The organism is Lysobacter helvus (genome assembly GCF_018406645.1).
Classification (GTDB): Bacteria; Pseudomonadota; Gammaproteobacteria; order Xanthomonadales; family Xanthomonadaceae; genus Noviluteimonas; species Noviluteimonas caseinilytica.
Map to the genome: position 1 here is coordinate 570442 of NZ_AP024546.1, position 24078 is coordinate 594519.

General features: G+C 69.6%; 26 protein-coding genes. 12 read left to right on the forward strand and 14 right to left on the reverse strand.

Going from position 1 to position 24078, the window contains the following annotated elements; translation table 11 throughout:
- The first annotated feature begins 3 nt into the window (after positions 1-3).
- Positions 4-1068 carry a 23S rRNA (cytidine(2498)-2'-O)-methyltransferase RlmM gene (gene rlmM / locus LYSHEL_RS02930; protein ID WP_213435533.1) on the forward strand — a complete coding sequence of 355 codons (1065 nt, stop codon included), beginning with the start codon at positions 4-6 and terminating at the stop codon, positions 1066-1068.
- Between the two features lie 186 nt (positions 1069-1254).
- The gene (locus tag LYSHEL_RS02935) at positions 1255-1782 is read left to right on the forward strand and encodes an EF-hand domain-containing protein (protein ID WP_213435534.1); all 528 of its coding nucleotides are present in this window, start codon (positions 1255-1257) and stop codon (positions 1780-1782) included.
- 60 nt (positions 1783-1842) lie between these two features.
- Here LYSHEL_RS02935 and LYSHEL_RS02940 read toward each other — a convergent pair whose 3' ends face one another.
- Positions 1843-3033: an FAD-dependent oxidoreductase gene (locus LYSHEL_RS02940; protein WP_213435535.1), complete on the reverse strand. Its 1191-nt coding sequence runs from the start codon at positions 3031-3033 to the stop codon at positions 1843-1845.
- Positions 3030-4256 (reverse strand): 2-octaprenyl-6-methoxyphenyl hydroxylase, encoded by a 1227-nt coding sequence (gene ubiH, locus LYSHEL_RS02945; protein WP_213435536.1) that lies wholly within the window; start codon positions 4254-4256, stop codon positions 3030-3032. Before ubiH ends, LYSHEL_RS02940 begins: the two co-directional genes overlap by 4 nt.
- Positions 4257-4328: 72 nt before the next feature.
- Between ubiH and LYSHEL_RS02950 the strand changes: the two genes are divergently transcribed.
- The 3 genes from LYSHEL_RS02950 to LYSHEL_RS02960 are packed head-to-tail and all read left to right on the forward strand — an operon-like array spanning position 4329 to position 6445.
- Complete coding sequence (locus LYSHEL_RS02950) at positions 4329-4913, forward strand: DUF6580 family putative transport protein (RefSeq protein WP_213435537.1); 585 nt, start codon at positions 4329-4331, stop codon at positions 4911-4913.
- Positions 4914-4937: 24 nt separating this feature from the next.
- The gene (locus LYSHEL_RS02955) at positions 4938-5504 is read left to right on the forward strand and encodes a cob(I)yrinic acid a,c-diamide adenosyltransferase (protein ID WP_213435538.1); all 567 of its coding nucleotides are present in this window, start codon (positions 4938-4940) and stop codon (positions 5502-5504) included.
- Positions 5501-6445, forward strand: coding sequence for a histone deacetylase family protein (locus LYSHEL_RS02960; protein WP_213435539.1), 945 nt, complete (start codon positions 5501-5503; stop codon positions 6443-6445). The genes LYSHEL_RS02955 and LYSHEL_RS02960 overlap by 4 nt, the downstream gene beginning before the upstream one ends.
- Here the strand turns inward: LYSHEL_RS02960 and msrB are convergent.
- Entirely contained in the window at positions 6442-6873 is a 432-nt protein-coding gene (gene msrB / locus LYSHEL_RS02965) for a peptide-methionine (R)-S-oxide reductase MsrB (protein WP_213435540.1), read from the reverse strand. The two genes, LYSHEL_RS02960 and msrB, sit on opposite strands and share 4 nt — an antisense overlap.
- Before the next feature lie 164 nt (positions 6874-7037).
- Between msrB and lptD the strand changes: the two genes are divergently transcribed.
- From lptD to LYSHEL_RS02995, 6 genes are read left to right on the forward strand one after another with little or no spacing between them, the layout of a single operon-like run.
- A complete protein-coding gene (lptD, locus tag LYSHEL_RS02970) occupies positions 7038-9416 on the forward strand; it encodes an LPS-assembly protein LptD (RefSeq protein ID WP_213435541.1) in 2379 nt (792 codons plus the stop codon).
- Positions 9413-10798, forward strand: coding sequence for a peptidylprolyl isomerase (locus tag LYSHEL_RS02975; RefSeq protein WP_213435542.1), 1386 nt, complete (start codon positions 9413-9415; stop codon positions 10796-10798). Before lptD ends, LYSHEL_RS02975 begins: the two co-directional genes overlap by 4 nt.
- A gap of 1 nt (position 10799) precedes the next feature.
- A complete protein-coding gene (gene pdxA, locus LYSHEL_RS02980; RefSeq protein ID WP_213435543.1) occupies positions 10800-11780 on the forward strand; it encodes a 4-hydroxythreonine-4-phosphate dehydrogenase PdxA in 981 nt (326 codons plus the stop codon).
- Complete coding sequence (gene rsmA, locus LYSHEL_RS02985; RefSeq protein ID WP_213435544.1) at positions 11777-12589, forward strand: 16S rRNA (adenine(1518)-N(6)/adenine(1519)-N(6))-dimethyltransferase RsmA; 813 nt, start codon at positions 11777-11779, stop codon at positions 12587-12589. Before pdxA ends, rsmA begins: the two co-directional genes overlap by 4 nt.
- A gap of 58 nt (positions 12590-12647) precedes the next feature.
- Entirely contained in the window at positions 12648-13031 is a 384-nt protein-coding gene (gene apaG, locus LYSHEL_RS02990; protein ID WP_213435545.1) for a Co2+/Mg2+ efflux protein ApaG, read from the forward strand.
- Between the two features lie 15 nt (positions 13032-13046).
- A complete protein-coding gene (locus tag LYSHEL_RS02995; protein WP_213435546.1) occupies positions 13047-13937 on the forward strand; it encodes a symmetrical bis(5'-nucleosyl)-tetraphosphatase in 891 nt (296 codons plus the stop codon).
- A 2-nt stretch (positions 13938-13939) separates the two neighbouring features.
- Here LYSHEL_RS02995 and LYSHEL_RS03000 read toward each other — a convergent pair whose 3' ends face one another.
- From LYSHEL_RS03000 to LYSHEL_RS03045, 10 genes are all read right to left on the reverse strand, one after another.
- The gene (locus tag LYSHEL_RS03000) at positions 13940-14431 is read right to left on the reverse strand and encodes a dihydrofolate reductase (protein WP_213435547.1); all 492 of its coding nucleotides are present in this window, start codon (positions 14429-14431) and stop codon (positions 13940-13942) included.
- Positions 14432-14460: 29 nt separating this feature from the next.
- Positions 14461-16707 (reverse strand): patatin-like phospholipase family protein, encoded by a 2247-nt coding sequence (locus tag LYSHEL_RS03005; protein WP_213435548.1) that lies wholly within the window; start codon positions 16705-16707, stop codon positions 14461-14463.
- A gap of 96 nt (positions 16708-16803) precedes the next feature.
- Positions 16804-17193: a glycine zipper family protein gene (locus LYSHEL_RS03010; RefSeq protein WP_213435549.1), complete on the reverse strand. Its 390-nt coding sequence runs from the start codon at positions 17191-17193 to the stop codon at positions 16804-16806.
- A 103-nt stretch (positions 17194-17296) separates the two neighbouring features.
- Positions 17297-18130 carry a thymidylate synthase gene (thyA, locus tag LYSHEL_RS03015; RefSeq protein WP_213435550.1) on the reverse strand — a complete coding sequence of 278 codons (834 nt, stop codon included), beginning with the start codon at positions 18128-18130 and terminating at the stop codon, positions 17297-17299.
- A 16-nt stretch (positions 18131-18146) separates the two neighbouring features.
- Positions 18147-19016, reverse strand: a complete 870-nt coding sequence (lgt, locus tag LYSHEL_RS03020) for a prolipoprotein diacylglyceryl transferase (protein WP_213437539.1) — start codon at positions 19014-19016, stop codon at positions 18147-18149.
- 60 nt (positions 19017-19076) lie between these two features.
- Entirely contained in the window at positions 19077-19562 is a 486-nt protein-coding gene (locus tag LYSHEL_RS03025) for a TPM domain-containing protein (protein ID WP_213435551.1), read from the reverse strand.
- Positions 19563-19573: 11 nt separating this feature from the next.
- Entirely contained in the window at positions 19574-20464 is an 891-nt protein-coding gene (locus tag LYSHEL_RS03030) for a TPM domain-containing protein (RefSeq protein WP_407075171.1), read from the reverse strand.
- A gap of 19 nt (positions 20465-20483) precedes the next feature.
- Entirely contained in the window at positions 20484-21119 is a 636-nt protein-coding gene (locus LYSHEL_RS03035) for a LemA family protein (protein ID WP_213435553.1), read from the reverse strand.
- An 89-nt stretch (positions 21120-21208) separates the two neighbouring features.
- Positions 21209-21943 carry a TerC family protein gene (locus LYSHEL_RS03040; protein WP_213435554.1) on the reverse strand — a complete coding sequence of 245 codons (735 nt, stop codon included), beginning with the start codon at positions 21941-21943 and terminating at the stop codon, positions 21209-21211.
- Between the two features lie 20 nt (positions 21944-21963).
- Positions 21964-22344 (reverse strand): diacylglycerol kinase, encoded by a 381-nt coding sequence (locus LYSHEL_RS03045; RefSeq protein ID WP_213435555.1) that lies wholly within the window; start codon positions 22342-22344, stop codon positions 21964-21966.
- Between the two features lie 198 nt (positions 22345-22542).
- Between LYSHEL_RS03045 and LYSHEL_RS03050 the strand changes: the two genes are divergently transcribed.
- Positions 22543-23040 carry a VOC family protein gene (locus LYSHEL_RS03050; RefSeq protein ID WP_213435556.1) on the forward strand — a complete coding sequence of 166 codons (498 nt, stop codon included), beginning with the start codon at positions 22543-22545 and terminating at the stop codon, positions 23038-23040.
- Between the two features lie 13 nt (positions 23041-23053).
- Here the strand turns inward: LYSHEL_RS03050 and LYSHEL_RS03055 are convergent, their stop codons facing one another.
- Positions 23054-24067 carry an isoaspartyl peptidase/L-asparaginase family protein gene (locus LYSHEL_RS03055; RefSeq protein ID WP_213435557.1) on the reverse strand — a complete coding sequence of 338 codons (1014 nt, stop codon included), beginning with the start codon at positions 24065-24067 and terminating at the stop codon, positions 23054-23056.
- Positions 24068-24078 lie beyond the last annotated feature (11 nt).

Below are 24078 nucleotides of genomic sequence, written 5' to 3' on the forward strand. Positions count from 1 at the left end.
GGCGTGAGCGATGCCCGCGCCAACGGCCTGCTCTGCTACTGCCGGCCCGGCTTCGAACCCGAACTGGCGGCGGAACTCGGCGAACGTGCTGCGCAAGCAGGCGATGCGGGCTGGGCGCGCGCCGAACGCAACACCGGCTACGTGCAATTCTTCAGCACGCAGGGCCATGCGCTCGCGCAACTGCTGCCGCTGCAGGCGTTGATCTTCGCGCGCCAGAAACTGCGCCTGCTCGCCGAACTGCGCGACCTCGACGCGAAGGACCGCATCACGCCGATCCTCGCGGCGTTGTTCGAACAACCGGCGTTCGGCGACCTGATCGTCGAGCATCCCGATTCGGATGAAGCGCGTCCGCTCGCGGGGCTGGCGCGCAGCTTCGGCAATGCGTTGCGGCCTGCGTTGCGCAAGGCGGGTTTGCTGACAGCGAGCGCGGATCCGCACCTGCCGCGCCTGCACGTGTGTTTCCTTTCGGGCGACCACGCATTGCTGGCGAGCGGCCATCCGCGCGATGCGTCGCCGTGGCCGAGCGGCATCCCGCGCCTGCGCACGCCGCCGGATGCGCCGTCGCGCAGCGCGCTGAAGCTCGAGGAAGCGCTCGTCGTGATGCTCGATCCGGAAGAACGCGCGCGCCTGGTCCAGCCCGGCATGCGCGCCGCGGACCTCGGCGCCGCGCCGGGCGGCTGGACCTGGGTGCTCGCGCGCAACGGCGTGCGCGTCACCGCGATCGACAACGGCCCGCTGCGGCAGCACGTGCTCGATACGGGGCTGGTGGAACACCTGCGTGCCGATGGCTTCCAGTGGTCGCCGCCGAAGCCGCTCGACTGGATGGTGTGCGACATGGTCGAGTCGCCGAAGAAAGTCACCGCGCGCATGGCGCAGTGGTTCCGCGAAGGCTGGTGCCGCCACGCGATCTTCAACCTCAAGCTGCCGATGAAGAAGCGCTGGGACGAGACGCGCGAGTGCCTGGCGATGTTCGAGGAACAAGCGCAGCGTCCGCTGCGCGTGCGCGCCCGGCAGCTGTACCACGACCGTGAAGAGATCACGGTGCTCGCGATGTCGACGGCGCATTGACGACTTATGGCTGAGCTTGCCGCCTGAATGGTGGCGATCGGCGGTCGCGTGAATTGACGCTTGTTTGATCGCATCGCTTCTACGGTCCGGGCTTCCCCCGCAGGGAGTGCCCGCACCATGGTTCGCAATACCTTCGTTCGTTCCAGGCTTTTCCACGCACTGCTCGGCGCGTGCGCCGCATTGGCGATGACGTCCGCATTCGCGCAGGACGCCAGCCAGACCACGCCGCCGGCCGATCCGCAGACGCAGATGCCACCGACGCCCCCCACGCCGCCGACGCCGCCGACGCCGCCGGTCCCGCCGGTCCCGCCGGTCCCGCCGGTGCCGCCGACCGACATGCCGCCTCCGCCGCCCCCGCCGCCGGGCGCCCCGATGCCGCCCAATCCCCCGTCGCCGCCGCCGATGCCGCCGGAAGCCCCGCCCCCGGGTGCCCCGATGCCGCCCATGCCGCCGACGCCGCCGACGGGTGAACCCACCGGCACCGCGATGCCGCCGGCCGCTAATCCGACGAGCGTCACTTCGCACGCGCCGGACTCGATCTCGTCGAACTACCACGTCGACTGGTCGGCGCTCGACAAGAACGGCGACGGCAACATCAGCCGCGCGGAAGTGAAGGCCAGCGGCAACGCCGACCTGATGCGCGAATTCCGTGTCGTCGACGCCAACCACAACGGGCGCCTGTCGAAGGAAGAGATGAAGGGCTGGATCGACTGATCCCACCCGCGCACGTCGTGAATCGAAACGCCGGCCGAAGGGCCGGCGTTTCCTTTTCGGTCAGACGCCCGCCGCGTGGCGCCACAACGCGCGGGCGACTTCCGGCATCTTGCCTGCAAGCCCGAGCAGCGGGCCGCGCAGCAGCGTCGGCGCCATGTCGTCGTTGCTGAAGAGCGCGTTGATCGCGCCGAAGGCGTGCGCCGAGGTGGCGTTCTCGCTGCGACGCGTGCGCGCCCAGCGTGCGATGCGCGAGGCGGACGCGAAATCGCCGCGCCGCTGCTGCGCTTCGTCCACCAGTTGCGCGAACGCATGCGCATCGCGCAGGCCCAGGTTCACGCCCTGCCCGGCGAGCGGATGCACCACGTGCGCGGCATCGCCGAGCAGCAGCACGCGGCCTTGCGCGTACGCAGACGCGAGCTGGCGTCGCAGCGGGAACGCGGCGCGCTTCGAATGCAAGGACAACGCGCCGAGGCGACGACCGAAGGCGCGTGTGAGTTCGTCGCCGAAGCCGTTGTCCGGCAAGGCGAGGACGCGATCGGCTTCGTCGTTCGGCAACGTCCACACGATCGAACTGACCTGCGCGTTGCCATCGCCCACGAACGGCAGCAACGCGAGCGGCCCCGTCGGCAGGAAGCGCTGCCACGCCGTGTCCTCGTGCGGCTGCTCGCTCGCGATGAACGCGACGACGCCCTTCTGTTCGTAGTCGCGGCGCTCCACCTCGATGCCCGCGAGCGCGCGCACCGCGGAGTCGGCGCCGTCCGCCGCGAGCACGAGCCGCGCATCGATCTGCGTGCCGTCGTCCAGGCGCACGCGCACGCCGTCGTCGTGCGGCTCCAGCGCAGCCGCGCGCGCAGGCGCGACCACGTGCACGCCGGCGCGGGGCAAGGCCGACCACAACCGATCGACGAGCAAAGAATGCTCGATGATCCAGCCGAGTTCGGCGCGCGCCAGGCGATCGGCGTCGAACGCAAGCGCTTCACCGCCCGCGGCATCCCACACGCGCATGCGGCGATACGGTTGAACGCGTGCGTCGCGGATCGCCGGCCACACGCCCAGCGCATCGAGCCACGCCGCGTTGTCGGGCGCGAAGGCATACACGCGCAGGTCGCGTTTTTCCGGTGACCACGGCGCGGGCGGCTGCGCTTCGATCAGCGCAACGTCCAGCCCCGCCTGCGCGAGCGACAACGCCGCGGCGCAGCCGACCACGCCGCCACCGACGACCAGCGCATCCCGCCGACCGCGCCGGCTCATGCGTCGCCCCGGCACAGCCGCGGCACGTCGCCGCGATATCCGAGTGCGCCACCGACGAGGTGCGCGCGCAACGCCGGCAGGCGCGCAACGGCGGCGAACCCGAGGCTGCGCAGCGGACGCAACGTGGCGTCGTCGCCTGCGGTCAGTGTGGCGAGGCCACCGGAGAATTGCAGCGTCGCATTGCGATCGTCTTCGCGGCGACGCGCGTGTTCGCCGAGCAACGTCGCGTTGCCGGGATCGTCGTGGCCTTCGATCAGTTCGGCCAACGTGAGCGCATCGCGCAAGCCGAGGTTGAAGCCCTGCGCGCCGATCGGATGCAGCGTCTGCGCAGCATTGCCCACGATCGCCGCGCGATCGGCGACAAGCGCGCGCGCCACGACCTGCACGATCGGATACGCACTGCGCGGGCCGGTGGCGAGCAGGCGCCCGACACGCCAGCCGAAGGCCGCCTGGATGCGCGCGAGCCACGCGGCATCGTCGAGCGCGGCCACGGCGTCCGCGTCCGCGCGCGCCACGCCATGCACGACACCGAAATGGCCGTCGCCGCGCGGCAACAACGCCGTCGGGCCGTCGGGGCCGAAGCGTTCGTATGCCGTGCCGTCGGGGGCACGTTCCGCACGCACGCGCGCCACGAACAGGGTCTGCCCGAAATCGCGTTCGTCCGCGCCGATGCCGAGCGATTCGCGCACGCCGCTGCGCGTGCCGTCGGCGCCGACCAGCAGGCGCGCCGCGATCGTCTTCTCCTGTCCGTCGGCATCGCGCAGGCGCAAGGTGCGCGCGCCGTCGCCCGGGTCGCTGCCTTCGAACCGCATCGGCCGGTATCGCGTGACGCGCGTGCATTCCGACAAGCGTGCTTCCAGGGCCTGGCCGAAGTCGCGCGCGACGACCACCTGGCCGAACGCCTCGCGCCCATGCTCCTTCGCGTCCAGCACCACGCGGCCGAAATCGCCCTGCCGGCTCACGTGGATGCGGCGGATCGCACCGGCCGGCGCACGCAGCTTCTGCAAGACGCCGAGCGCGCGCAGGCCGTGCACGGTCGCTTCGGCGAAGCTGAGGTTGCGTTCGTCGAACACCGCGGGCAGCGCGCCGGGCGGCGCGGCTTCGACCAGCGCGACGTGGCGGCCGATGCGGTCCAGCGCGATGGCGAGGCTCGCGCCGACGAGGCCGCCGCCGATGATGGCGACGTCGTGTCGGGCGTCTGCGGGGTGATCCGGGGGCTGCATCGCGTGACCGGGCGTGGGGGACGGGTGGAGTATGCTAGCGCCCCGCTCCCGCCGACCCATGACGCACGCCCGATGAACCGCGCCCCGTCGAACCCCACCGCCCCCACCCTCGCGCCCGGTCCGGTCGCGCTTGCCGGCCTGATCTTCATCGCGGCCCTGACGCGCCTGCTGCCGCATCCGCCGAATTTCTCGCCGGTGGAAGCGATCGCATTGTTCGGTGGTGCGTACTTCGCCGCGCGCCAGTGGGCGCTGGTCGTCCCGCTCGTCGCGATGTTCGTGTCCGACCTAGCGCTGGGCCTGGTCAACGGCGGCGTGTACTTCGAATACTTCGCCAGCGCCGGCTTCTGGCTGGTGTATGCGTGCATCGCGCTGTCGACGGTGCTGGGCTTCGGCCTGCGCGGCCGCGTCACCGGCGGCCGCGTGCTCGGCTATTCGCTGCTGGGCTCGGTGCTGTTCTTCCTCGTGACCAACTTCGGCACGTGGTTCGGCGGCACGATGTATCCGCAGAACGCGCAGGGCCTGGTGGCCGCGTACGTCGCGGGCATCCCCTTCTTCAAGTGGACGCTGCTCGGCACGCTGGCGTACTCGGCGCTGCTGTTCGGCGGCTTCGCGCTGTTGCGCCGCCACGTGCCGGCGCTGCGCGAACAGACGGTCTGACCGTCCGCCGGCACGCCGCACCGCGTGGGTAACCGCCTCAGCAAGATCTACACGAAGACCGGCGACGACGGCACGACCGGTCTCGGCGATGGCACGCGCGTGGCGAAGGATTCGGCGCGCGTCGCCGCCTACGGCACCGTCGACGAAGCCAATTCCACGATCGGCCTGCTGCTCGCAAGCGCGCCCTTGCCCGGTCCGCAGGGCGAGGCGATCGCCGCGCTGCTCACCACGATCCAGCACCAGTTGTTCGACCTGGGCGGCGAGTTGTGCATCCCCGGCCATGCGGCGATCCACGAAGCCGACGTCAAGGCGCTCGAAGACCAGCTCGATGCCTACAACGACCCGCTGCCGCCGCTGAAGGATTTCATCCTGCCCGGCGGTGGTGAAGCCGCGGCACGCTGCCACGTCGCGCGCACCGTGGTCCGTCGCGCGGAGCGCGAGACCGTGACGCTCGCGCGCCACGATGCCGTGCGGCCCGAAGCGATCCGCTACCTCAACCGTCTCTCCGACTTGCTGTTCGTGCTGGCGCGCGTGCTCGCGCGCGACTCGGGCCATGGCGAAGTGCTGTGGAAACACGAGCGCCGCACATGAGCCGCGGCGTCGCGACCCAGTTGTGGACGCATCCCGCCTGCTTGCTGCACGACACCGGCCCAGGCCACGCCGAACGCCCCGAACGCCTGTCCGCCGTGCTCGAAGCGCTGCAGGGCGCATTCCCGTCGCTGTCGTTGCATGACGCGCCGCGCGCGTCGCGCGGCCAGCTGCTGCGTGTGCACGACGCCAGCCTGCTGGCCACCGTGCTCGAAACGAAATCGCCGGACCGCGTGCAGCTGGATCCCGACACGATCCTCTCGCCCGCCTCCGCCGAAGCCGCACTGCGCGCCGCGGGCGCGGGCATCGCCGCCACCGATGCGGTGCTGCACGGCCACGCACGCCGCGCGTTCTGCGCCGTGCGTCCGCCGGGCCACCACGCGACCATCGACGTCGCGATGGGCTTCTGCCTGTTCAACAACATCGCGGTCGCCGCGGCGCACGCGCGTGACCACGGCGGCCTGGAACGCATCGCGATCGTCGACTTCGACGTGCACCACGGCAACGGCACGCAGGCGATCTTCGAAACCGATCCGCGCGTGCTGTACCTGAGTTCGCACCAGATGCCGCTGTATCCCGACACGGGCCGGCGCGACGAACACGGCGCGGGCAACATCCTCAATGCACCGCTGCCGCCGGGCGCGGGCGGCGACGCCTTCCGCGCGACGTGGTCGCGCGACCTGCTCCCCGCGCTGGACACCTTCCGCCCGCAGATCGTCTTCATTTCCGCGGGCTTCGACGCGCACTGGCGCGATCCCCTGGCGCAACTGCAGCTGCAGGCGGGCGACTACGCCTGGCTCACGCAGGCGCTGGTCGACATCGCGCAACGCCATGCCGACGGGCGCGTCGTGTCGATGCTCGAAGGCGGGTACGACCTGCAGGCCTTGCGCGAAGCCAGCGTCGCGCACGTGGCGGCGCTGTCGGGACTTGCGCCCGCGGGTTAACCGCCGCCGACTTCGGCGACCGGATGGAAATCCAGCGAGGCCGAATTGATGCAGTAGCGCAGGCCCGTGGGCGGCGGACCGTCGGGGAACACGTGCCCCAGGTGCGATTCGCAGCTGGCGCAGCGGATTTCCACGCGGCGCATGCCGTGGGTTTCGTCGACGTGTTCGGTCACCGCGCTCGGCGAGACCGGTTCGAAGAAGCTCGGCCAGCCGCTGCCGGAGTCGTACTTCGCATCCGACAGGAACAGCGGCGTGCCGCAGGCGACGCACGTGTACACGCCATCGGCCTTGTGGTCCCAGTACTTGCCGGTGAACGCGCGCTCGGTGGCCGAGCATCGGCAGATCGCGTACTGCTCCGGCGTGAGCTGGTCGCGCCATTCGGCATCGCTCTTCGCGGTGGCGGGCGCGGTGGCGGGCGTCTTGTCCATCGTTGACCTCGTGATGCGGGGGATGCCTTCCAGATGGGGGCGTGGCCGGGAAAACCACGGCCGTGCGGAGTGTGGACAAAGCCCGCGGCCGGGATGTTCAGGGGAAGTGAACGTACGAATTTCGTTATGCTGCCCGCCGATCTTCACCGACCACGGATGTTCGCGTGCGTGCCAGCCTCAGACTGACCCCCCTCGCCCTGTGCATCGGCCTCTCCTTGTCCGCGCACGTGCGGGCACAGAAGATGCAGGACGATTTCAGCCTGTGCCCGCTGACCCAGGCGGTGCCCGAGTTCGAGGACGTGCCGGCCACCGGAATCACGCTGGGCAAGACGCCGCTGGACCGCGCCCAGTCGCCCACCGACATCGAAGGCGACACCCTCAGCGGCACGGACGTGGCGCCGCAGTTCCAGGGCAACGTCGCGCTGCGCCGCGGCGACCAGTTCCTGGGCGCCGACCGGCTGACCTACGACAGCGAGCAGGAGCACTACGTCGCCGACGGCAACATCCGCTACCAGGACAGCAGCATGCGCCTGACCGCGGAACACGCCGAGGGCAACCAGGCGGCCGACGAACACCAGATCGACGACCTGAAATACCAGCTGGTCTCGCGCCGCGGCAACGGCGAGTCCTCGCGCATCAACCTGCACGGCGCGCAGGGCAGCCTGCACGATTCGACGTACTCCACGTGCGATCCCGAAGATCGCCACTGGGAACTGAAAGCCAAGCGCATCGACGTGGATTCGGCCGAAGGCTTCGCGGTCGCGCACAACGCGGTGCTGCGGATCGGCCGCATCCCGGTGCTGTACGTGCCGTGGTTCGAGTTCCCGATCGACGAGCGCCGCCACACCGGCCTGCTGTTCCCGTCGGCGTCCAACTCCAGCCGCAACGGCTTCGACTACAAGCAGCCGATCTACCTCAACCTGGCGCCCAACTACGACGCCACGCTGTATCCGCGGATCATGACCGCGCGCGGCATCCAGCTCGGCGGCGAATTCCGCTACCTGGGCACCAAGGGGCAGGCGTCGGTGTCGGGCGCGTACATGCCGCACGACGACCTGCGCGACGACGAGGGTTACGACAAGCGCTACTTCGGCGCCTTCAACGGGTTCCAGAACCTCTCGCGCAGCTGGCAGGCGCGCGTGAACCTGCTGCACATCAGCGATCCGCGGTACTTCGAGGATTTCAACAGCAGCATCAACGGCATCTCGGTGTACGCGGCGTACAGCGACGCCGGCCTGTACGGACGCGGCCGCCACTGGAGCGCCGGCCTCATGGCCGACCACTGGCAGCTCGCCGACTACACGCTCAGCGAAGTCAGCCTCGCCTACAACCGCATGCCGCGCGCGTTCTTTTCGTGGGACCAGCGCCTGCGGCCGTGGTTGTCCGCGGGCGTGGACGCCGAAGCGGTGCGCTTCCAGAAGGACGAGGCCGTGTTCGAGGCGCCGCCGCCGGGCGCGCCGTTCGGCACGCAGGGCCGGTTCGTGGGCGCCGCCGGTTCGCGCCTGGACATCAAGCCCTACGTCTCGCTGCCGCTGGAGGGCGCGAGCTGGTTCGTGCGCCCGACGCTGGCGTGGCGCTACACCGCCTACCAGCTGGACGACCAGCTCGCGGCCGTCGTGAAAGCCAAGTCGCCCTCGCGCAGCCAGCCGATCGGCAGCGTCGATGCCGGCCTGTATTTCGACCGCAGCACGCGCCTGCACGGGCAGTCGTTCCTGCAGACGCTCGAACCGCGCATGTTCTACCTGTACAGCCCGTTCCGTAACCAGGACACGCTGCCGGCGTTCGACACCGGCGCGCTCACCTTCAGCTGGGGCCAGATGTTCCGCGACAACCGGTATTCCGGCGCGGACCGCCAGGCCGATGCGAACCAGCTGACGATCGCGCTGACCTCGCGCCTGATCCGCGAATCCGACGGCCGCGAGCGCTTCAGCGCGAGCATCGGCCAGATCAAGTACTTCGACGATTCCCGGGTCGTGCTCCCCGGCGAACAGCCCATCCTCGCGGGCAAGTCGGCGTGGGTGGCGGACGTGGGCTGGGCGCCGACCGACCGCTGGACCTTCGGCGGTTCGTACCAGTACAACCCGAAGCTGCGCCAGAAGGACCTGGTCAGCGTGCGCGGCCGCTACCTGCTGCCCGACGACGGCGTGGTCAACCTCGCCTACCGCTTCCGCCGCGACGTCTCGGACCAGGTGGACTTCTCCTTCCTGTACCCCGTCAACGACACCTGGAGCGTGGTCGGGCGCGACTATTACTCGATCCTCGACCGCAAGCCGCTGGAACAGGTCCTCGGCGTCCAGTGGGACAGCTGTTGCATCGCGGTTCGGCTTGTCGGCCGGCGCTACGTGCACAATCGCGAGGGCGAGCTGAGCCGCGGCATCATGCTCGAGATCGAACTGAAAGGCCTCGGCTCGGCCGGGCAGGACACCCGCAAGACGCTGCGCCGGGCCATCCTTGGCTACAATCGCGGCGATCTCTACTTGGTGCCGCCCGAAACAGCCACGGCCCAGCCCTCAACGGATTCGGATCCGGACCCCACGCCATGACCTTTGCTTCCCGTTTCGCCGGCCATGCGCTCGCCGGCGCCCTCGCCATCGCGCTGCCCGCCGGCGTGCTGCTTGCCGTGCCCGCGCCCGCCCGCGCCCAGGCGCTCGTCCCGATCGACCACCCGGTGGCGATCGTCGACGAAGACGTCGTGCTGCACAGCGAGCTCGACCGCGCGGTGCGCAACATCACCAACCAGTACGCCGGCAAGGAAGACCAACTCCCGCCGGCCGACGTGCTGGAGCGCCAGGTGCTCGAGCGCCTGATCCTCAACAAGCTGCAGGTCGCGCGCGCCGAGTCCAACGGCCTGAAGGCGACCGAGGAAGACATCGACGCCGCCATCGGCCGCATCGCCCAGGGCAACAGCCTCACGCCGGCGCAGATCCGCCAGCAGGTCGAGCAGGGCGGGCAGACGTGGGAAGAATTCCGCCGCTCGATCCACGACGAAATCCTGATCCAGCAGTTGCGCCAGAGCTTCGCGCAGGGCCGCATCCAGGTCAGCGATTCGGAAGTGGAAGCCGCGATGGCCGCGCAGGCCAACACCACGCAGTACCACCTGGCGCACATCCTCGTGGCGCTGCCGGACGGCGCCACGCCGGAACAGATCGGCGTCGCGCAGAAGAAGATCGAAGGCGTCAAGGCGCTGCTCGACAAGAACGAAATGGATTTCGCGGCCGCGGCCGTGCGCTATTCCGACAGCCAGAACGCGCTGGAAGGCGGCGACCTGGGCTGGCGCGCCCTCGATGAAATCCCCGGCACGTTCGCCAACGTCATCCGCACCATGCAGGTCGGCCAGGTCATCGGCCCCGTGCGCGGCCCGAGCGGCTTCCAGCTGCTGAAGCTGGTGGAAACGCGCGACGCCGCCGGCGACGCCGCCGCCCCGGTCACCGAATTCAACGCGCGCCACATCCTCGTGCGCGTGGATGCCACGCATCCGGAAGCCGAAGCGCGCGCCAAGGTCGACACGATCGCCGCGCGCCTGGCCGGCGGCGCCGATTTCCAGGCGCTGGCCAAGTCCGATTCCGAAGACGAAGGCACCAAGGCCTCCGGCGGCGACCTGGGCTGGTTCCCGGCCGACCAGTTCGGCACGACGTTCGGCGCGCAGGTCGCTTCGCTCGCCGACGGCGCGGTGTCCAAGCCGTTCCGCAGCGATGCGGGCTGGCACATCGTGCAGCGCATCGGCACGCGCCAGGGCACGGCGGACAAGTCGCGCAAGGCGCAGATGCGCGAAGCGATCGGCCGTCGCAAGCTGGAAGACGAATACAACCGCTTCCTGCGCGAAATGCGCGGCGAGGCCTACGTCGAAATGCGCATGGCCGGCGCCGCGCCTGCAGCCCCTGCAGCGCCCGCCGCGCAGCCGCAGGCGCCTGCAAGCGGCGGCTGAGATGTCGCCGCCGCGGCTGGCGCTGGTGCCGGGCGAACCGGCCGGCATCGGTCCCGAACTCTGCGTGCGCCTGGCGCAGCAGCCGCGTGGTGATTGTTCGCTCGTCGCCTTCGGCGACGGCGACACGCTGGTGGCCGCGGCCCGCGCGTTGTCGTTACCGCTGCAGTTGCTGCCTGCCGACGCGGTTGCCACGCGTCCCGGCGACCTGCCGTTGCACGCCATCCCGAATGCAGTCGCGGTCGAATTCGGCCGCGCCGATCCGCGAAACGCACGCGCCGTCATCGCCGCGCTCGAAACCGCCGCACGCGCGTGCCTCGACGGCGCGTTCGATGGCCTCGTCACCGGCCCGGTGCACAAGGCCGCGATCAACGACGGCGGCATCGCCTACACCGGCACCACCGAACTGCTCGCGCGGCAAGCAGGCTGCGACGTGGTGATGATGCTGGCCAACGCCATCGTCCGCGTCGCGCTCGCCACCACGCACCTGCCATTGCGCGACGTGCCGGATGCGATCAACGCCGATTCGCTCGCGCGCACGCTGCGCATCGTCGACGCCGCGCTGCGCACGCGCTTCGGCATCGTGGCACCGCGCATCGCCGTCCTCGGACTCAATCCGCATGCGGGCGAAGACGGGCACATGGGACGCGAAGAACTCGACGTCATCGCGCCGGTCATCGCCGCGTTGCGCGCGCAAGGCCTGCACCTCGAAGGCCCGCTGCCCGCGGACACCGCGTTCCTGCCCGCGAAACTCCGCGACGTCGACGCAGTGCTGGCGATGTACCACGACCAGGGATTGCCGGTGCTCAAGTACAGCGGATTCGAAAGCGCCGTGAACCTCACGCTCGGCCTGCCCTACCCGCGCGTGGCCGTCGACCATGGCACCGCGTTGTCGATCGCCGGTCGCGGCATCGCCGATCCGTCGAGCCTGTTCGCCGCCGTCGACACCTGCGCGCGCATGGCGCGCAAGGCAGTCGCGGCATGAGCGAGGCGCGCCCCGGCTTCCAGCGCGAAGCGAAGAAACACCTCGGCCAGCACTTCCTGCACGAGAAGGGCGTCATCAACAAGATCGTGCAGGCGGTGGATCCCAAGCCCGGCGATCGCCTGGTGGAAATCGGCCCCGGCCAGGGCGCGATCACCTTCCCGCTGCTCGATCGCCACGGCGCGCTGACGGTGATCGAGTTCGACCGCGACCTCATCGCCCCGCTCACCGAAGCGGCGCAGGCGCACGGCCGGCTCACGATCGTGCATCGCGACGTGCTGCAGGTGGATTTCACCGCGCTGGCCAAGGACGTCGAAGGCACGGACGGACAAATCCGCCTCGTCGGCAACCTGCCCTACAACCTCTCCTCGCCCATCCTCTTCCACGCCCTCGAACATGCGGGCGCGATCCGCGACATGCACTTCATGCTGCAGAAGGAAGTGGTGGACCGCATGGCCGCCGAACCCGGCAGCAAGGTGTACGGGCGGCTGAGCGTGATGCTGCAGGCCTACTGCCGCGTCGTGCCGCTGTTCAAGGTGCCGCCGGGGGCGTTCCGTCCGCCGCCGAAGGTCGATTCGGCGGTCGTGCGGATGGTGCCGCGCGCGCCCGGCGAGATGGGCGTGCAGGATCCGGTGCGGTTCACGCACGTGGTCCGCGCCGCGTTCGGCCAGCGCCGCAAGACCTTGCGCAATGCGCTGCAGGGCGTGGCCGACACCGCGATGATCGAAGCCGCGGGCCTGCGCCCGGACGCGCGCGCCGAACAGATCGACGTCGCCGGCTTCGTGCGCCTGGCGAACCTGCCCACGCCCTGAGCGCCCGCCCGCACGGGCCTTCGCGCGACATCCAACGGCTTGCGGCTAAACTGCACGCATGACGGACACCGCTGCCTATGCGTTCGACATCGATGTCGACACCCGCTTCCTGGACGAAGAATCCGCGCCCGATGAAGGCCGCTACGTCTTCGCCTACACCATCAGCATCCGCAACCGCGGCACCGTGCCGGCGCGCCTGCTCGGCCGCCACTGGGTGATCACCGACGCCAACGGCAAGGTCGAGGAAGTCGTGGGCGAAGGCGTGGTGGGCGAGCAACCGTGGCTCCGGCCCGGCGAAGATTTCCAGTACACCTCCGGCGCCATCCTCGAAACCAGCCTCGGCACCATGCGCGGCAGCTACGACATGCTGGCGGACGACGGCACGCGCTTCGCCGCGCCCATCCCGCCGTTCACGCTGACCACCCCGCGCACGCTGCACTGACGGGCACGCGCGCGCATGGCCACCTACGCGATCGGCGACCTGCAAGGCTGCTACGACCCGTTGCAGCGCCTGCTCGAACGCCTGCGCTTCGACCCCGCGCAGGATCGCCTGTGGTTCTGCGGCGACCTCGTGAACCGCGGCGGCCAGTCGCTCGAAACATTGCGCCTCGTGCATTCGCTGCGCGCGCAGAGCGTGGTGGTGCTCGGCAACCATGACCTGTCGCTGCTCGCGATCGGCGAACGCCGTCCCGACGAACAACGCAAGGTCAACCCCGACCTGCAACGCGTGCTGTTCGCCGACGACGCGCGCGAACTCCTCGATTGGCTGCGCCTGCAACCGCTGCTGCACGCCGACCGCGCGCTCGGCTGGATGATGGTGCACGCGGGCCTCGCGCCGAAGTGGACCACCACGCTCGCGGAAAAACACGCCAGCGAAGTCGAGCGCAAGCTGCGCAGCGAGGGCTACCGCAAGCTGCTGAAGAACATGTACGGCGACAAGCCGGCGTGGTCGCCGGGCCTCGGCGGCATCGAGCGCGAGCGCGCGATCATCAATGTGTTCACGCGACTGCGCTATTGCTCGCCCCGCGGGCGCATCGCGTTCGAAGAGAAAGGCGCGCCGGGCACGCAGCAACCGGGCCTGTATCCCTGGTACGAAGTGCCGGGCCGTGCGGAGCGCGATCTCAAGATCGTATGCGGGCACTGGTCGACGCTGGGCCTGTTCCTCGGCCACGGCGTGCATGCGATCGATACCGGCGCGGTGTGGGGCGGCAAGCTCACCGCGTTGCAGCTGGACACTGACGAACTGCGCGTCATCCAGGTGCCGGGCCGCGACGTGCCCGCCAATCCGCCGCAGCCGCGTCCGCCGTACCACCGTCCGCTCCCGGCGGTGCCCGCGCGCGACGAGTGAGGTTACGCGCGGTCGTAGTCGATGAATTCGAACGCGAACGCATGCCGTTCGTCGGCCGCGTGCGCTTCGCGATGGGTCACGCGCCACGCCGCGGCATCGAACGCCGGGAAGAACGCATCGGCGCCTGCCACGATCGTGTCGACGTGCGTGAGGTGCAACCGATCCGCGCGCGGCAGGCACAGCGCGTAGACTTCGCCGCCGCCGATCACGCTGAGTTCGTCGTCGGCGAGCGCCAGCGCCGCATCGATCGAGTCCACCGCTTCCATCCCGTCGAACGGCACGCGTCCGCTGCGCGTCAGCACGAGGTTGCGACGCCCCGGCAACGCGCGGCCGATCGATTCGGCCGTCTTGCGCCCCATCAGCACGGGCTTGCCGAGCGTGAGCGCCTTGAAGCGTTTCAGGTCCGCGGGCAGGTGCCACGGCAAGGCATTGCCGCGTCCGATCGCGCGGTGGCGATCGAGCGCGGCGACGAGGCTGAGGATCGGCTTGGGCATGCGGCGAGTATCGCTTACGTGCGCCACGATCAGAACGGTTTGCCGATCTCCAGGAATAGCACGCCGTTGCCGCCTTCGCGCCAGCCGTACCCGAACAGCATGGGCCCCACCCACGAATCGAAGCCGATGTAGAGGCTCGCGTTCCAGATGCCGTCGGCCCAGTCCATGTCGCTGCGTTTTTCCCACGCGTTGCCGTATTCCAGCGTGCCGCCCACCAGCGCCGAACGCCCGAACACCTCCGCCAGCTGCCACGTGTAACCGCCGTACACCACCGCGTAGTCCTGGCCGGTCAGTTCGAACTGGCGGAACCCCACGAGTTGCCCGCGCCCGCCGAGGCGATAGCGGTCCTGCACGGGCAGCGTGCCCTGCGTGGTGGCGTGGTAGCCCACGCCGCCCTGGATGGCGCTGCGGCCGAAGGACTTCGCGGCGAGCACGTCGAAATCCAGCTGCGCGTATTCGCTGTCGCTGCCGAGCCAGTCGCGCGCGATCGTGTACGCCAGGTTGGTGCCATAGCCGTTGCGCGGGAAGAACAGGCTGTCGAGGCGATCGATCGACACGAAGGCGGACAGGCGCCCGGTGTCGAAGTTGAACGGTACCGCGGGGTCGCCGGTCTGCACGCTCGCGTGTCCGCTGCCGCGCTCCAGGCCGAAGCCGGCGGTGCCGTAGTTGCCGAATTCGCGCGCCACCTGCAGTTCGACGCCGAGCGTGGCGACGTCGTACGTGGCCGTGTTGTGGCCATTGCTGTCGTACACGCGGATGTTCGGGTTGGCGTAAGCGGCCTCGGCGTGGAGGAGGTAGCGGTTGGCGATGTCGAACGGGTGGTAGTACTCCGCCGACAGGCCCGGTTCGCTGCCGATCTGCAACACGACGCGCGCCTCGGCGCCGAACGGCGACAGCGGCGCGAACAGCAGGCCCATGCGCAGGTTGCTGTCGTAGCCGCCCTGGAAATCGTTGCTCAGCGTGAGGCCCAACTGGAGGTAATTCGGGCCCTGCGGTTTCGGGCGCGCGCTCACCACGATGCCCGTGCGGCCGTTTTCCTCCACCACTTCGTACGTCACGCTGGCCATCGTGCCGAAGCCGTACACGCGCAGCACGTGTTCTTCCACCTTCGCCGCGTCCAGCGGCTTGCCGATGTCGATGTCCAGTTGCGCGAGCAGCATCGCGTCGGCGTAGTCGGTCTGGTTGTCCAGGCGCACGAACTCGATGATCGGCGGCTGGTTGTCGAACACGGGCCGTTGCGCGATCGCGGTGCGATACGCCGCGTCGTCCTTCGCGGCCAGGCGCGCCAGGCGCGGTCGCGCTGCTTCCGCGGCGCGCGCGCCGATCGCGAGCGCTTCCTTCGCCTTGTCGAAATCGCTGGTGGCCACGTCCGTGCCGAGGTCCGGCACGATGAGCACGTCGCCTTCGCCCATCGTGGCGAGCATGCGGCGCGTGTTGCCGGTGGTGAGCATGCCGGTCATCTGCGAAACGACCTGCAGCAGGCTGGCGTCGCGATCGAGTTTCTCGAGCGGCGTGCCCACGTCCACCGCGATCAGCACGTCCGCGCCCATCGTGCGCAACACATCGATCGGCACCTGGTCGGCGACACCACCATCGATCAGCACGTGCCCGCCGATTTCCACCGGCTGGAAGATGCCGGGCAGCGACATGCTCGCGCGCATCGCCATCGCCAGGCTGCCGTGGTCCAGCACCACGGGGTCGCCGGTGTTGAGGTCGGTGGCCACCGCGCGGAACGGGATCGGCAATTGGTCGAAGTGTTCGACGCGGCTCACGCCCAGCGTGGCCTGTTCGAACATCGCCAGGATGCGTTCGCCCTGCAGCACGCCGGGCGAGAGCTTCAGCCCGCGCGGTCCACCGATGCCGACGCCGACGGTGGCGAGGGCATCGCGGTCGTCCTGCTTGCGCCGGTAGGTGCGCTCGGGGCGTTCGATGGAATCGTCGAACAGGCGTTTCCAGTCGGTCGAGGTGACGAGGTGTTCCATGTCGTCGACCGACATGCCCGACGCGTACAAGCCGCCGACCAGCGCGCCCATGCTGGTGCCGGCGATGCAGTCGATCGGGATGTGCCGCGCTTCGATCTCGCGCAGGATCGCGACGTGCGCGATGCCGCGCGCGCCGCCGCCGCCGAGGGCCAGGCCGATGCGCGGGCGCGTGTCGCCGGGGGCGCGCGTGCCGCAGGCGGGGGTGGCCGGCGCCGTCGCAGGCGCGGGGGTGGTCGTGGTGGAAGTCGACTGCGCAAAGGCGGCCGATGTGAACAGGCCGCCCAGGAGGAGCATCGACCACGCTGCGTGCCTGCATCCCATGCAATCACCTCGCTGGCGCCCCTGCGCGCCAGCGCATTCTGGCCCGGTTCGCGGGCCGGTGTCAGTCCGTCATTGCACCGTGTAGCCCTTGCCCGACATGCACGCGCCCCAGGCCCGCCAGTAGGTGTCGATGGATTGCGCCTTGGCGGTCTGCTGCTGTTGCACCTGCGCGGCCTGGCTGCGGCGCGAGCGCGCGCCGCCGGCGATCACGCCCGCCGCGGCGCCGGTCTTCGCGCCCTGCGAGGAATCGCCGTGCGCCACCTCGCCGATCACCGCGCCGGCCGCCGCGCCGCGCACCGCGCCGCGGGCGCGCTGGCCCTGCGGTCCGGTGGTGGTGGTCGGGGCCGCGGCGACGGCCGCCGGGTCGATGCCCGTGTCGGTCTTCGCCCAGGCCTGGCAACTGCCATCGTCCTTGGCCTTCTGGTCGGCTGACTGGTCGTCGGCGATGAGGATTCGCATGGCAGATCCCGGCGGCCCGCGTTGGGATCGGAGGATACGCCCGGTGACCGGAAGTCACCTAGCGGCCTTTCGTGCACGCGCCCCGGATGCGGCCCGACCTGCGTCAGACGGCGATGGGCGCCTTGATGGCCGCATGCGGCGTGTAACCGGTGATCTCGAAGTCGTCGAAGCGGTAGTCGAACAACGACGGCGGCCGGCGCTTGATCGTGAGCTGCGGCAAGGGCCTCGGCTCGCGCGCAAGCTGCGTGCGCGCCTGTTCGAGGTGGTTGTTGTACAGGTGCACGTCGCCGCCCACCCACACGAACTCGCCCACGTCGAGGTCGCATTGCTGCGCCACCATGTGCACGAGCAAGGCGTAGCTGGCGATGTTGAACGGCGTGCCGAGCAGGAAATCCTGGCTGCGCGCCATCAACATGCACGAGAGCCTTCCGTCGGCGACATAGAACTGGAACAGCGTGTGGCACGCGGCCAGCGCCATGCGCCCGTCGCGCACGTTGTTTTGCGGGCTGCGCGATTCGTCCGGCAGGTATTCGACGTTCCAGGCGCTGACGATGTGGCGGCGCGAATTCGGCTTCGCCTTCAATGCAGCGATCAGCCCCGACATCTGGTCGATCGTGCCGCCGTCGCGCGTGGGCCAGCTGCGCCACTGCGCGCCGTACAACGGGCCGAGACTGCCGTCTTCGGTCGCCCATTCGTCCCAGATGCTGACGCCGTTGTCCTGCAGATAGCGCACGTTGGTGTCGCCGGCGAGGAACCACAGCAGCTCGTGGATCACCGACTTCAGGTGCAGCTTCTTCGTCGTGACGAGCGGGAACCCCTCGCGCAGGTCGAACCGCATCATCCGCCCGAACACGCTCAGCGTGCCCGTGCCGGTGCGGTCGCCCTTGGGGGTGCCGTGTTCCAGGATCTCGCGCATCAGGTCGAGGTATTGGCGCATGTGACGCTCCGTGCGGTCAGGCGACGCGCGGCTGCAGCGTCGGCGCGCTGCGCGAACACCACAACCAGAACAGGCCCAGCAGGATCAGCGGCACGCTCAGCAACTGGCCCATCGTGAGCCAGCCGAAGGCGATGTAATCGAGTTGCTGGTCGGGCACGCGCACGAACTCCACGAGGAAGCGGAACACGCCGTACAACAGCACGAACAGGCCCGCCACCGAATAGCGCGGCCGCGGCTTGCGCGAATACAGCCACAGCACCAGGAATAGCACCAGGCCTTCGAGGAACGCCTGGTACAGCTGCGAAGGATGGCGCGCGAACACATCCAGTGCGCCGGCTTCGAACTGCGCGCGCAACGCCTGCGGATCCATGCTGGCGTACGGCTGCGGCAGCGCGTTCGGGAACACCACGCCCCAGTGCGCGTCGGTGGGCTTGCCCCACAGCTCGCCGTTGATGAAGTTGCCCAGGCGCCCGAAGCCCAGCCCCGGCGGCACCAGCGGCGCGATGAATTCCATCGTGTCCATCACGTGCAGGCCGTGCTTGCGCGACCACCACCACGTGGCCACCACCACGCCGATCAGGCCGCCGTGGAAGCTCATGCCGCCTTCCCACAGTTTCAGCATCTGCAGCGGATGGGCGATGTAGGTGTGCAGGTCGTAGAACAGGATGTAGCCCAGCCGCCCGCCGAGCACCACGCCGACCATCGCGTAGAACATCAGGTCGCCGAAGCCGTGGCCGTCGACGCCGGGCAGCCGCCCTGCGCGGATGCGGCGATTGCCGAGCCACCATGCAACGGCGAACCCGAGCAGGTACATCAGGCCGTACCAGTGGATCTTCAGCGGGCCGAGCGCGAGTGCGATCGGGTCGATCTGGTGCAGGTACGTCAAATCGTGCAAGGCGTTGTCCAGGCGATGGCGCGTGGCGGCATTGTGCCCCAGCGTCGCGCGTCAGAGGAGGCGCGGGCGGTTCGGCAATTCGTCGCGGTCCGGGGTGCCCGCGACCAGCGGCGCGTGCTCGGCGAGCAGGTCGGAAATCGCCGCCACGCCTTCGACGATCGCCGCTTCCGGCTCCCCGGCGCGCAGGCGCGCCTGCATCGCATCGGACACTGCGCGCCAGCGCGCGGGATCCACGTTGCGCAGGCCGCGGTCGGCCACGATTTCGAGGCGATGGTCGGCGAGCAACAGGTACACCAGCACGCCCGTGTTGCCTTCGGTGTCCCACACGCGCAGCCGCGCGAACGCGTCCTCGGCACGGGTGCGCGCGTCGACGCCGCGCAGCACGTCGAGCCAGTGCAGCGCAGGCTCCACCGCGAAACAGATCTCGCCGCTGTGGCGCAGTTCGCTGGCGTCGATCGCGGCCGTGATGCGGTCCATCGCGTCCTCGGGGAACCAGGCGCGGGCAGGACGTGCGAGCAGGTGTCGGAACAGGCGCATGGTCGCGATCCTCACCAACTGCCGGAGGCGCCACCGCCCCCGCTCATGCCGCCGCCGCCCGACCAGCCGCCACCGCCGCCGCCGAACCCGCCGCCGCCCCCGAATCCGCCACCGCCGAACCCGCCCCAGCCGCCATGGCGCGCGGCGCGCCCGGTGGGCGCCGCCGACAGCCCGACGAACAGGCCGACCAGTGCGCCGAGCCCGCCGACCAGCACGAGCGACGACACCAACCACGCCACGAATCCGGCTGCGCCCGCCCCCACCACGCCGCGCAGGGCGGCCGGCAGCCAGCGGAACATCCCGCGCACGAACGTGGCGATGATGAAAGACAGGAACAACGCGAAGACCCACTGCCCGCCATCGCGCCCGCCGCTGCTGCCCTTGTTGTCGGCCATCGGCGGCGGCAGTTCCTCGCCGTCGATCAGCTTGGCCAGCGCCGCCGTGCCGTCGGTCAGCCCGCCCGCGTAATCGCCCGCGCGGAACTTCGGCACCAGGTATTCCTGGATCACGCGGTTGGCGATCGCATCGGGGATCGCGCCTTCCAGGCCATAGCCCGGTTCGATGCGCACGCGCCGGTCGTTCTTGGCCACGACCACCAGCACGCCATCGTCCACGCCCTTGCGCCCGAGCTTGTACTGCTCGAACGCGCGCACGGTGTATTGCTCGATGGTTTCCGGCTGCGTGGTGGGCACCATCAGCACCTGCAGCTGGCTGCCCTTGCGCTGCTGCAGCGCGCGCGCCTGTTGTTCCAGCGACGCGATGGCTGCCGCATCGAGCGTGCCGGTGGTGTCGATCACCGGGCGATCGAGTTTCGGGATCGGCGCGTTGGCCTGCGCGAACGCCGACGCGCTGGCGATCACCAGCGCGAAGGCGAAGCAGACCGTGCGCGCGAAACGCGGCAGCGCGTTGTGCATCAGCGCGTCAGTACGCCGGGGCGCGCGCGGCGGTGGTCGCCGGCGCCGTCGTCGGCGGGTTGAATTCCACGGTCGGCGCGTTGGAGATCTGCGCTTCGTTCTCCACGGAGAAGTTCGGCTTTTCCTTGTGGCCGAACATCTTCGCGGTGAAGTTCTGCGGGAACTGGCGGATGTAGGTGTTGTAGTCCTGCACGGTCGTGATGTAACGGCCGCGCGCGACGGTGATCCGGTTCTCCGTGCCTTCCAGTTGCGCCTGCAGGTCGCGGAAGGACTGGTCGGACTTGAGGTTCGGATAGTTCTCGGTCACCACCATCAGGCGGGACAACGCCTGCGAGAGGTCGCCCTGCGCTTTCTGGAACTGCGCCAGCGAAGCCGCGTCTTCCGCGTTGACCTGGATCTGCCCGACCTTGGCGCGCGCCTCGGTCACGCGGATCAGCACGTCGCGTTCCTGCGCGGCGTAGCCCTTCACGGTGTTGACGAGGTTGGGGATGAGGTCGGCGCGGCGCTTGTACTGGTTGAGCACTTCCGACCATGCGCCCTTGACGGCCTGGTCCTTCGCCTGGATCTGGTTGTAGCCGCAGCCGGACAGCAGCGCGATGGCGAGCCCGAGGAGCAGCGCGCGCAGGAAGGTGTTCGGACGCATGGGGTTGGCTCCGCGGTGGGGGACGCGCGGCATTCCAGCATCGAAGGGGGTAGGACGCAATGAAGGCGCGTCCCGGGCCCCGCGGGGCGCTACTGCGCGAGCTGTCGCGCGCTGGCCTTGCGCCGCGCCCAGAGGTTCAGGCACTCCACCGCGGCGGAGAAGCCCATCGCGCCGTAGAGGTAGCCCTTCGGGATGTGCAGTTCGAAGCCATCCAGGAGCAGGTACACGCCCACCAGCACGATGAAGGCCAGGGCCAGCATCTTGATGGTCGGGTTGCGCTCGATGAAATGGCCCAGGGGCGTGGCGGCCAGCAGCATCACGCCCACCGCCAGCAGGATCGCGCCGACCATGATCGTCACGTGGTTGGCCATGCCGACCGCGGCGATCACCGAATCCAGCGAGAACACGATGTCGATGATCGCGATCTGCGCGATCACCATGCCGAAGGAGACCAGCGGCTTGGTGTGGATGTCCTCGGCTTCGTCCTCGCCCATCAGCAGGTCGCGGATCTCCATGATCCCCTTCACCACCAGGAACACGCCGCCCAGGATCAGCACCAGGTCGCGCACCGAGATGCCCTGGCCGAACAGGCGGAACAGGTCCTGGGTGAGGCCGGCGAGCCACGCCAGCGTGAGCAGCAACCCGATGCGCGTGATGCACGCCACCGCGATGCCGAACTTGCGCGCGCGCTCCCGCTTCTCCTGCGGCAGCTTGCTGACCGCGATCGCGATGAACACCAGGTTGTCGATGCCCAGCACGATCTCGATCGCACTGAGGGTCACCAGGGTGAGCCAGGCCTGGGGATCGGCCAACCAATCCAGCATCGCGCGGGAATCCTAAGGGGTCAGAAGAAATGCGGGACCAAGATGCAGCCCCACACCAGCAATACGTTGAGCATCGTCAGGAACACCGCGGCTGAACCCATGTCCTTGGCGCGCCCGGCCAATTCGTGGAATTCGGGGCCGTAGCGCTCGATCACCGCTTCGATCGCGGAATTGAGCAGCTCGACCGCCATTACCAGCAGGCAACTGCCCACCAGCAACGCGCGCTCCACCCCCGTCGCCCCGAGCCACAGCCCCAGCGGGCAGAACACGAGGAACAGGTACACCTCGAGCCGGAACGAGGACTCGTGCAACCACGCCGCACGCAGCCCCTGCATCGACCACACGGTCGCCTTGAGGATTCGGCCGGGGTGGCGGGGCAGGTGTCCGAACTGGTCAGCCATGGGCGCCGCCGCGATCGGTGCGCAGGTGCTTGGACGGCATGGCTTGGACGAGGACCGGCTCCCGAGGAGCGGCGATTCTGCCACACCGCGGCGCCCGACCCATGTGCATGAGGACACGCCGCGCGGTCACCGGCGCATAACGAATCCCGGCGCAACGTCCCGCTTTCCGGCTCCCCCCGCCCCCGCGAGCGTCCCGCCATGGCCGTCAGCCCCGTCCCCGAGGGTTACCACACCGTCACCGCCTACCTCATCGTCGAGGACGCCGCCCGCGCCATCGATTTCTACACCCGGGCGTTCGGCGCGAAGGAACAGTTCCGCCTGCCGGTCCCCGGCCCCGACGGACGCGAGCGCGTCGGCCACGCCGAGGTCCGCATCGGCGACACCCAGCTGATGCTCTCGGACGAGTGGCCCGACATGGGCGCGCTGGGCCCGCTCAAGCGCGGCGGCGGCACCGTGAGCTTCGTGATCTACGGGCCCGACTGCGACGCGGCGCTGGCGCGCGCCGTCCAGGCCGGCGCCACCATCACCAAGCCGGTCGCCGACCAGTTCTGGGGCGACCGCATGGGCACGGTGACCGATCCCTTCGGCCACAAGTGGACGCTGGGCACGCACATCGAGGACGTGGCGCCCGAAGCGCTCACCGAACGGATGGCGCAATGGGCGAAGGGCCAGGCCTCGCAGGCCGAGGTGCCCTGAGCGCCGCGACGGGTTACTTCGCTTCGTCGCGATAGATCGCCGTGCCGCGCGCACCGTCGGGCTTCAGCCAAGCGCGATACATGCCCGAGGTGTTGAACGGCATCGCGATGTTGCCGTCCTTGTCCAGCGCGATCGCGCCGCCGTCGCCGCCCATCCCGGGCACGATCTTGTCGACCACCTCTTCCGCGGCGACCGCGAGCGCATCGCCGCGATACGCCACGCGCGCACAGATGTCGTGCGCCACCGCGTTGCGGATGTAGAACTCGCCCCAGCCGGTGCCCGACACGCCGCAGCGTTCGTCGGCCCACGTGCCGGCGCCGATGATCGGCGAATCGCCGACGCGCCCGTAGCGCTTGTTGGTCATGCCGCCGGTGCTGGTGGCCGCGGCGATGTGGCCGTCGGCGTCGAGCGCCACCGCGCCGACGGTGCCGAAATACGTGCCGGGCAGGTCGAGGCCGGCATTCGCCTTCTCCTTCGCCTGCGCGTCTTCAAGCTGCTTGCGCCGACGATCGGTGTCGAACCAGCTGTTGGGCACGCGTTCGATGTCCGGCAGCGAGTCGGCGAATTTCTCCGCGCCCTGCCCCGCCAGCATCACGTGCTTGGACCGCTCCATCACCGCGCGCGCCAGCAGGATCGGGCTGCGCACCGTCATCACGCCGGTCACCGCGCCCGCGCGATGCGTGTGGCCTTCCATGATCGACGCATCGAGTTCGTGCTTGCCGTCGGCGTTGAACACCGCGCCCTTGCCGGCGTTGAAGCGCGGTGATTCCTCCAGCACGCGGATCGCGTCGACGACGGCATCCAGTGCGGTGCCGTGCTTGGCGAGGATGGCGTTGCCCGCGTCGAGCGCCTGGTCGAGGTCGGCGCGCACCAGTTTTTCTTCCTCCGGCGTCATCGACCCGCGCTCGATCACGCCCGCGCCGCCATGGATGACGAGCGCGGTCTTCGGCCTGGGCGGATCAGCCGCGAAGGCCGGCATGGCGATCGCGCAACACAACAGGGCGGCAAGCAATCGATGCGGGCGCATGGCGGTCTCCG

Coding starts and splice junctions, on each gene's coding strand:
- LYSHEL_RS02940 (WP_213435535.1), bottom strand. CDS start 3,033: ATGAGCCGGCGCGGTCGGCGGGATGCGCTGGTCGTCGGTGGCGGCGTG.
- LYSHEL_RS02950 (WP_213435537.1), top strand. CDS start 4,329: ATGAACCGCGCCCCGTCGAACCCCACCGCCCCCACCCTCGCGCCCGGT.
- LYSHEL_RS03055 (WP_213435557.1), bottom strand. CDS start 24,067: ATGCGCCCGCATCGATTGCTTGCCGCCCTGTTGTGTTGCGCGATCGCC.
- LYSHEL_RS03040 (WP_213435554.1), bottom strand. CDS start 21,943: ATGCTGGATTGGTTGGCCGATCCCCAGGCCTGGCTCACCCTGGTGACC.
- pdxA (WP_213435543.1), top strand. CDS start 10,800: ATGTCGCCGCCGCGGCTGGCGCTGGTGCCGGGCGAACCGGCCGGCATC.
- LYSHEL_RS02960 (WP_213435539.1), top strand. CDS start 5,501: ATGAGCCGCGGCGTCGCGACCCAGTTGTGGACGCATCCCGCCTGCTTG.
- apaG (WP_213435545.1), top strand. CDS start 12,648: ATGACGGACACCGCTGCCTATGCGTTCGACATCGATGTCGACACCCGC.
- LYSHEL_RS02995 (WP_213435546.1), top strand. CDS start 13,047: ATGGCCACCTACGCGATCGGCGACCTGCAAGGCTGCTACGACCCGTTG.
- LYSHEL_RS02935 (WP_213435534.1), top strand. CDS start 1,255: ATGACGTCCGCATTCGCGCAGGACGCCAGCCAGACCACGCCGCCGGCC.
- LYSHEL_RS03005 (WP_213435548.1), bottom strand. CDS start 16,707: ATGCTCCTCCTGGGCGGCCTGTTCACATCGGCCGCCTTTGCGCAGTCG.
- thyA (WP_213435550.1), bottom strand. CDS start 18,130: ATGCGCCAATACCTCGACCTGATGCGCGAGATCCTGGAACACGGCACC.
- LYSHEL_RS03050 (WP_213435556.1), top strand. CDS start 22,543: ATGGCCGTCAGCCCCGTCCCCGAGGGTTACCACACCGTCACCGCCTAC.
- msrB (WP_213435540.1), bottom strand. CDS start 6,873: ATGGACAAGACGCCCGCCACCGCGCCCGCCACCGCGAAGAGCGATGCC.
- ubiH (WP_213435536.1), bottom strand. CDS start 4,256: ATGCAGCCCCCGGATCACCCCGCAGACGCCCGACACGACGTCGCCATC.
- LYSHEL_RS03025 (WP_213435551.1), bottom strand. CDS start 19,562: ATGCGCCTGTTCCGACACCTGCTCGCACGTCCTGCCCGCGCCTGGTTC.
- LYSHEL_RS03035 (WP_213435553.1), bottom strand. CDS start 21,119: ATGCGTCCGAACACCTTCCTGCGCGCGCTGCTCCTCGGGCTCGCCATC.
- LYSHEL_RS02975 (WP_213435542.1), top strand. CDS start 9,413: ATGACCTTTGCTTCCCGTTTCGCCGGCCATGCGCTCGCCGGCGCCCTC.
- LYSHEL_RS03000 (WP_213435547.1), bottom strand. CDS start 14,431: ATGCCCAAGCCGATCCTCAGCCTCGTCGCCGCGCTCGATCGCCACCGC.
- LYSHEL_RS03045 (WP_213435555.1), bottom strand. CDS start 22,344: ATGGCTGACCAGTTCGGACACCTGCCCCGCCACCCCGGCCGAATCCTC.
- LYSHEL_RS03010 (WP_213435549.1), bottom strand. CDS start 17,193: ATGCGAATCCTCATCGCCGACGACCAGTCAGCCGACCAGAAGGCCAAG.
- rsmA (WP_213435544.1), top strand. CDS start 11,777: ATGAGCGAGGCGCGCCCCGGCTTCCAGCGCGAAGCGAAGAAACACCTC.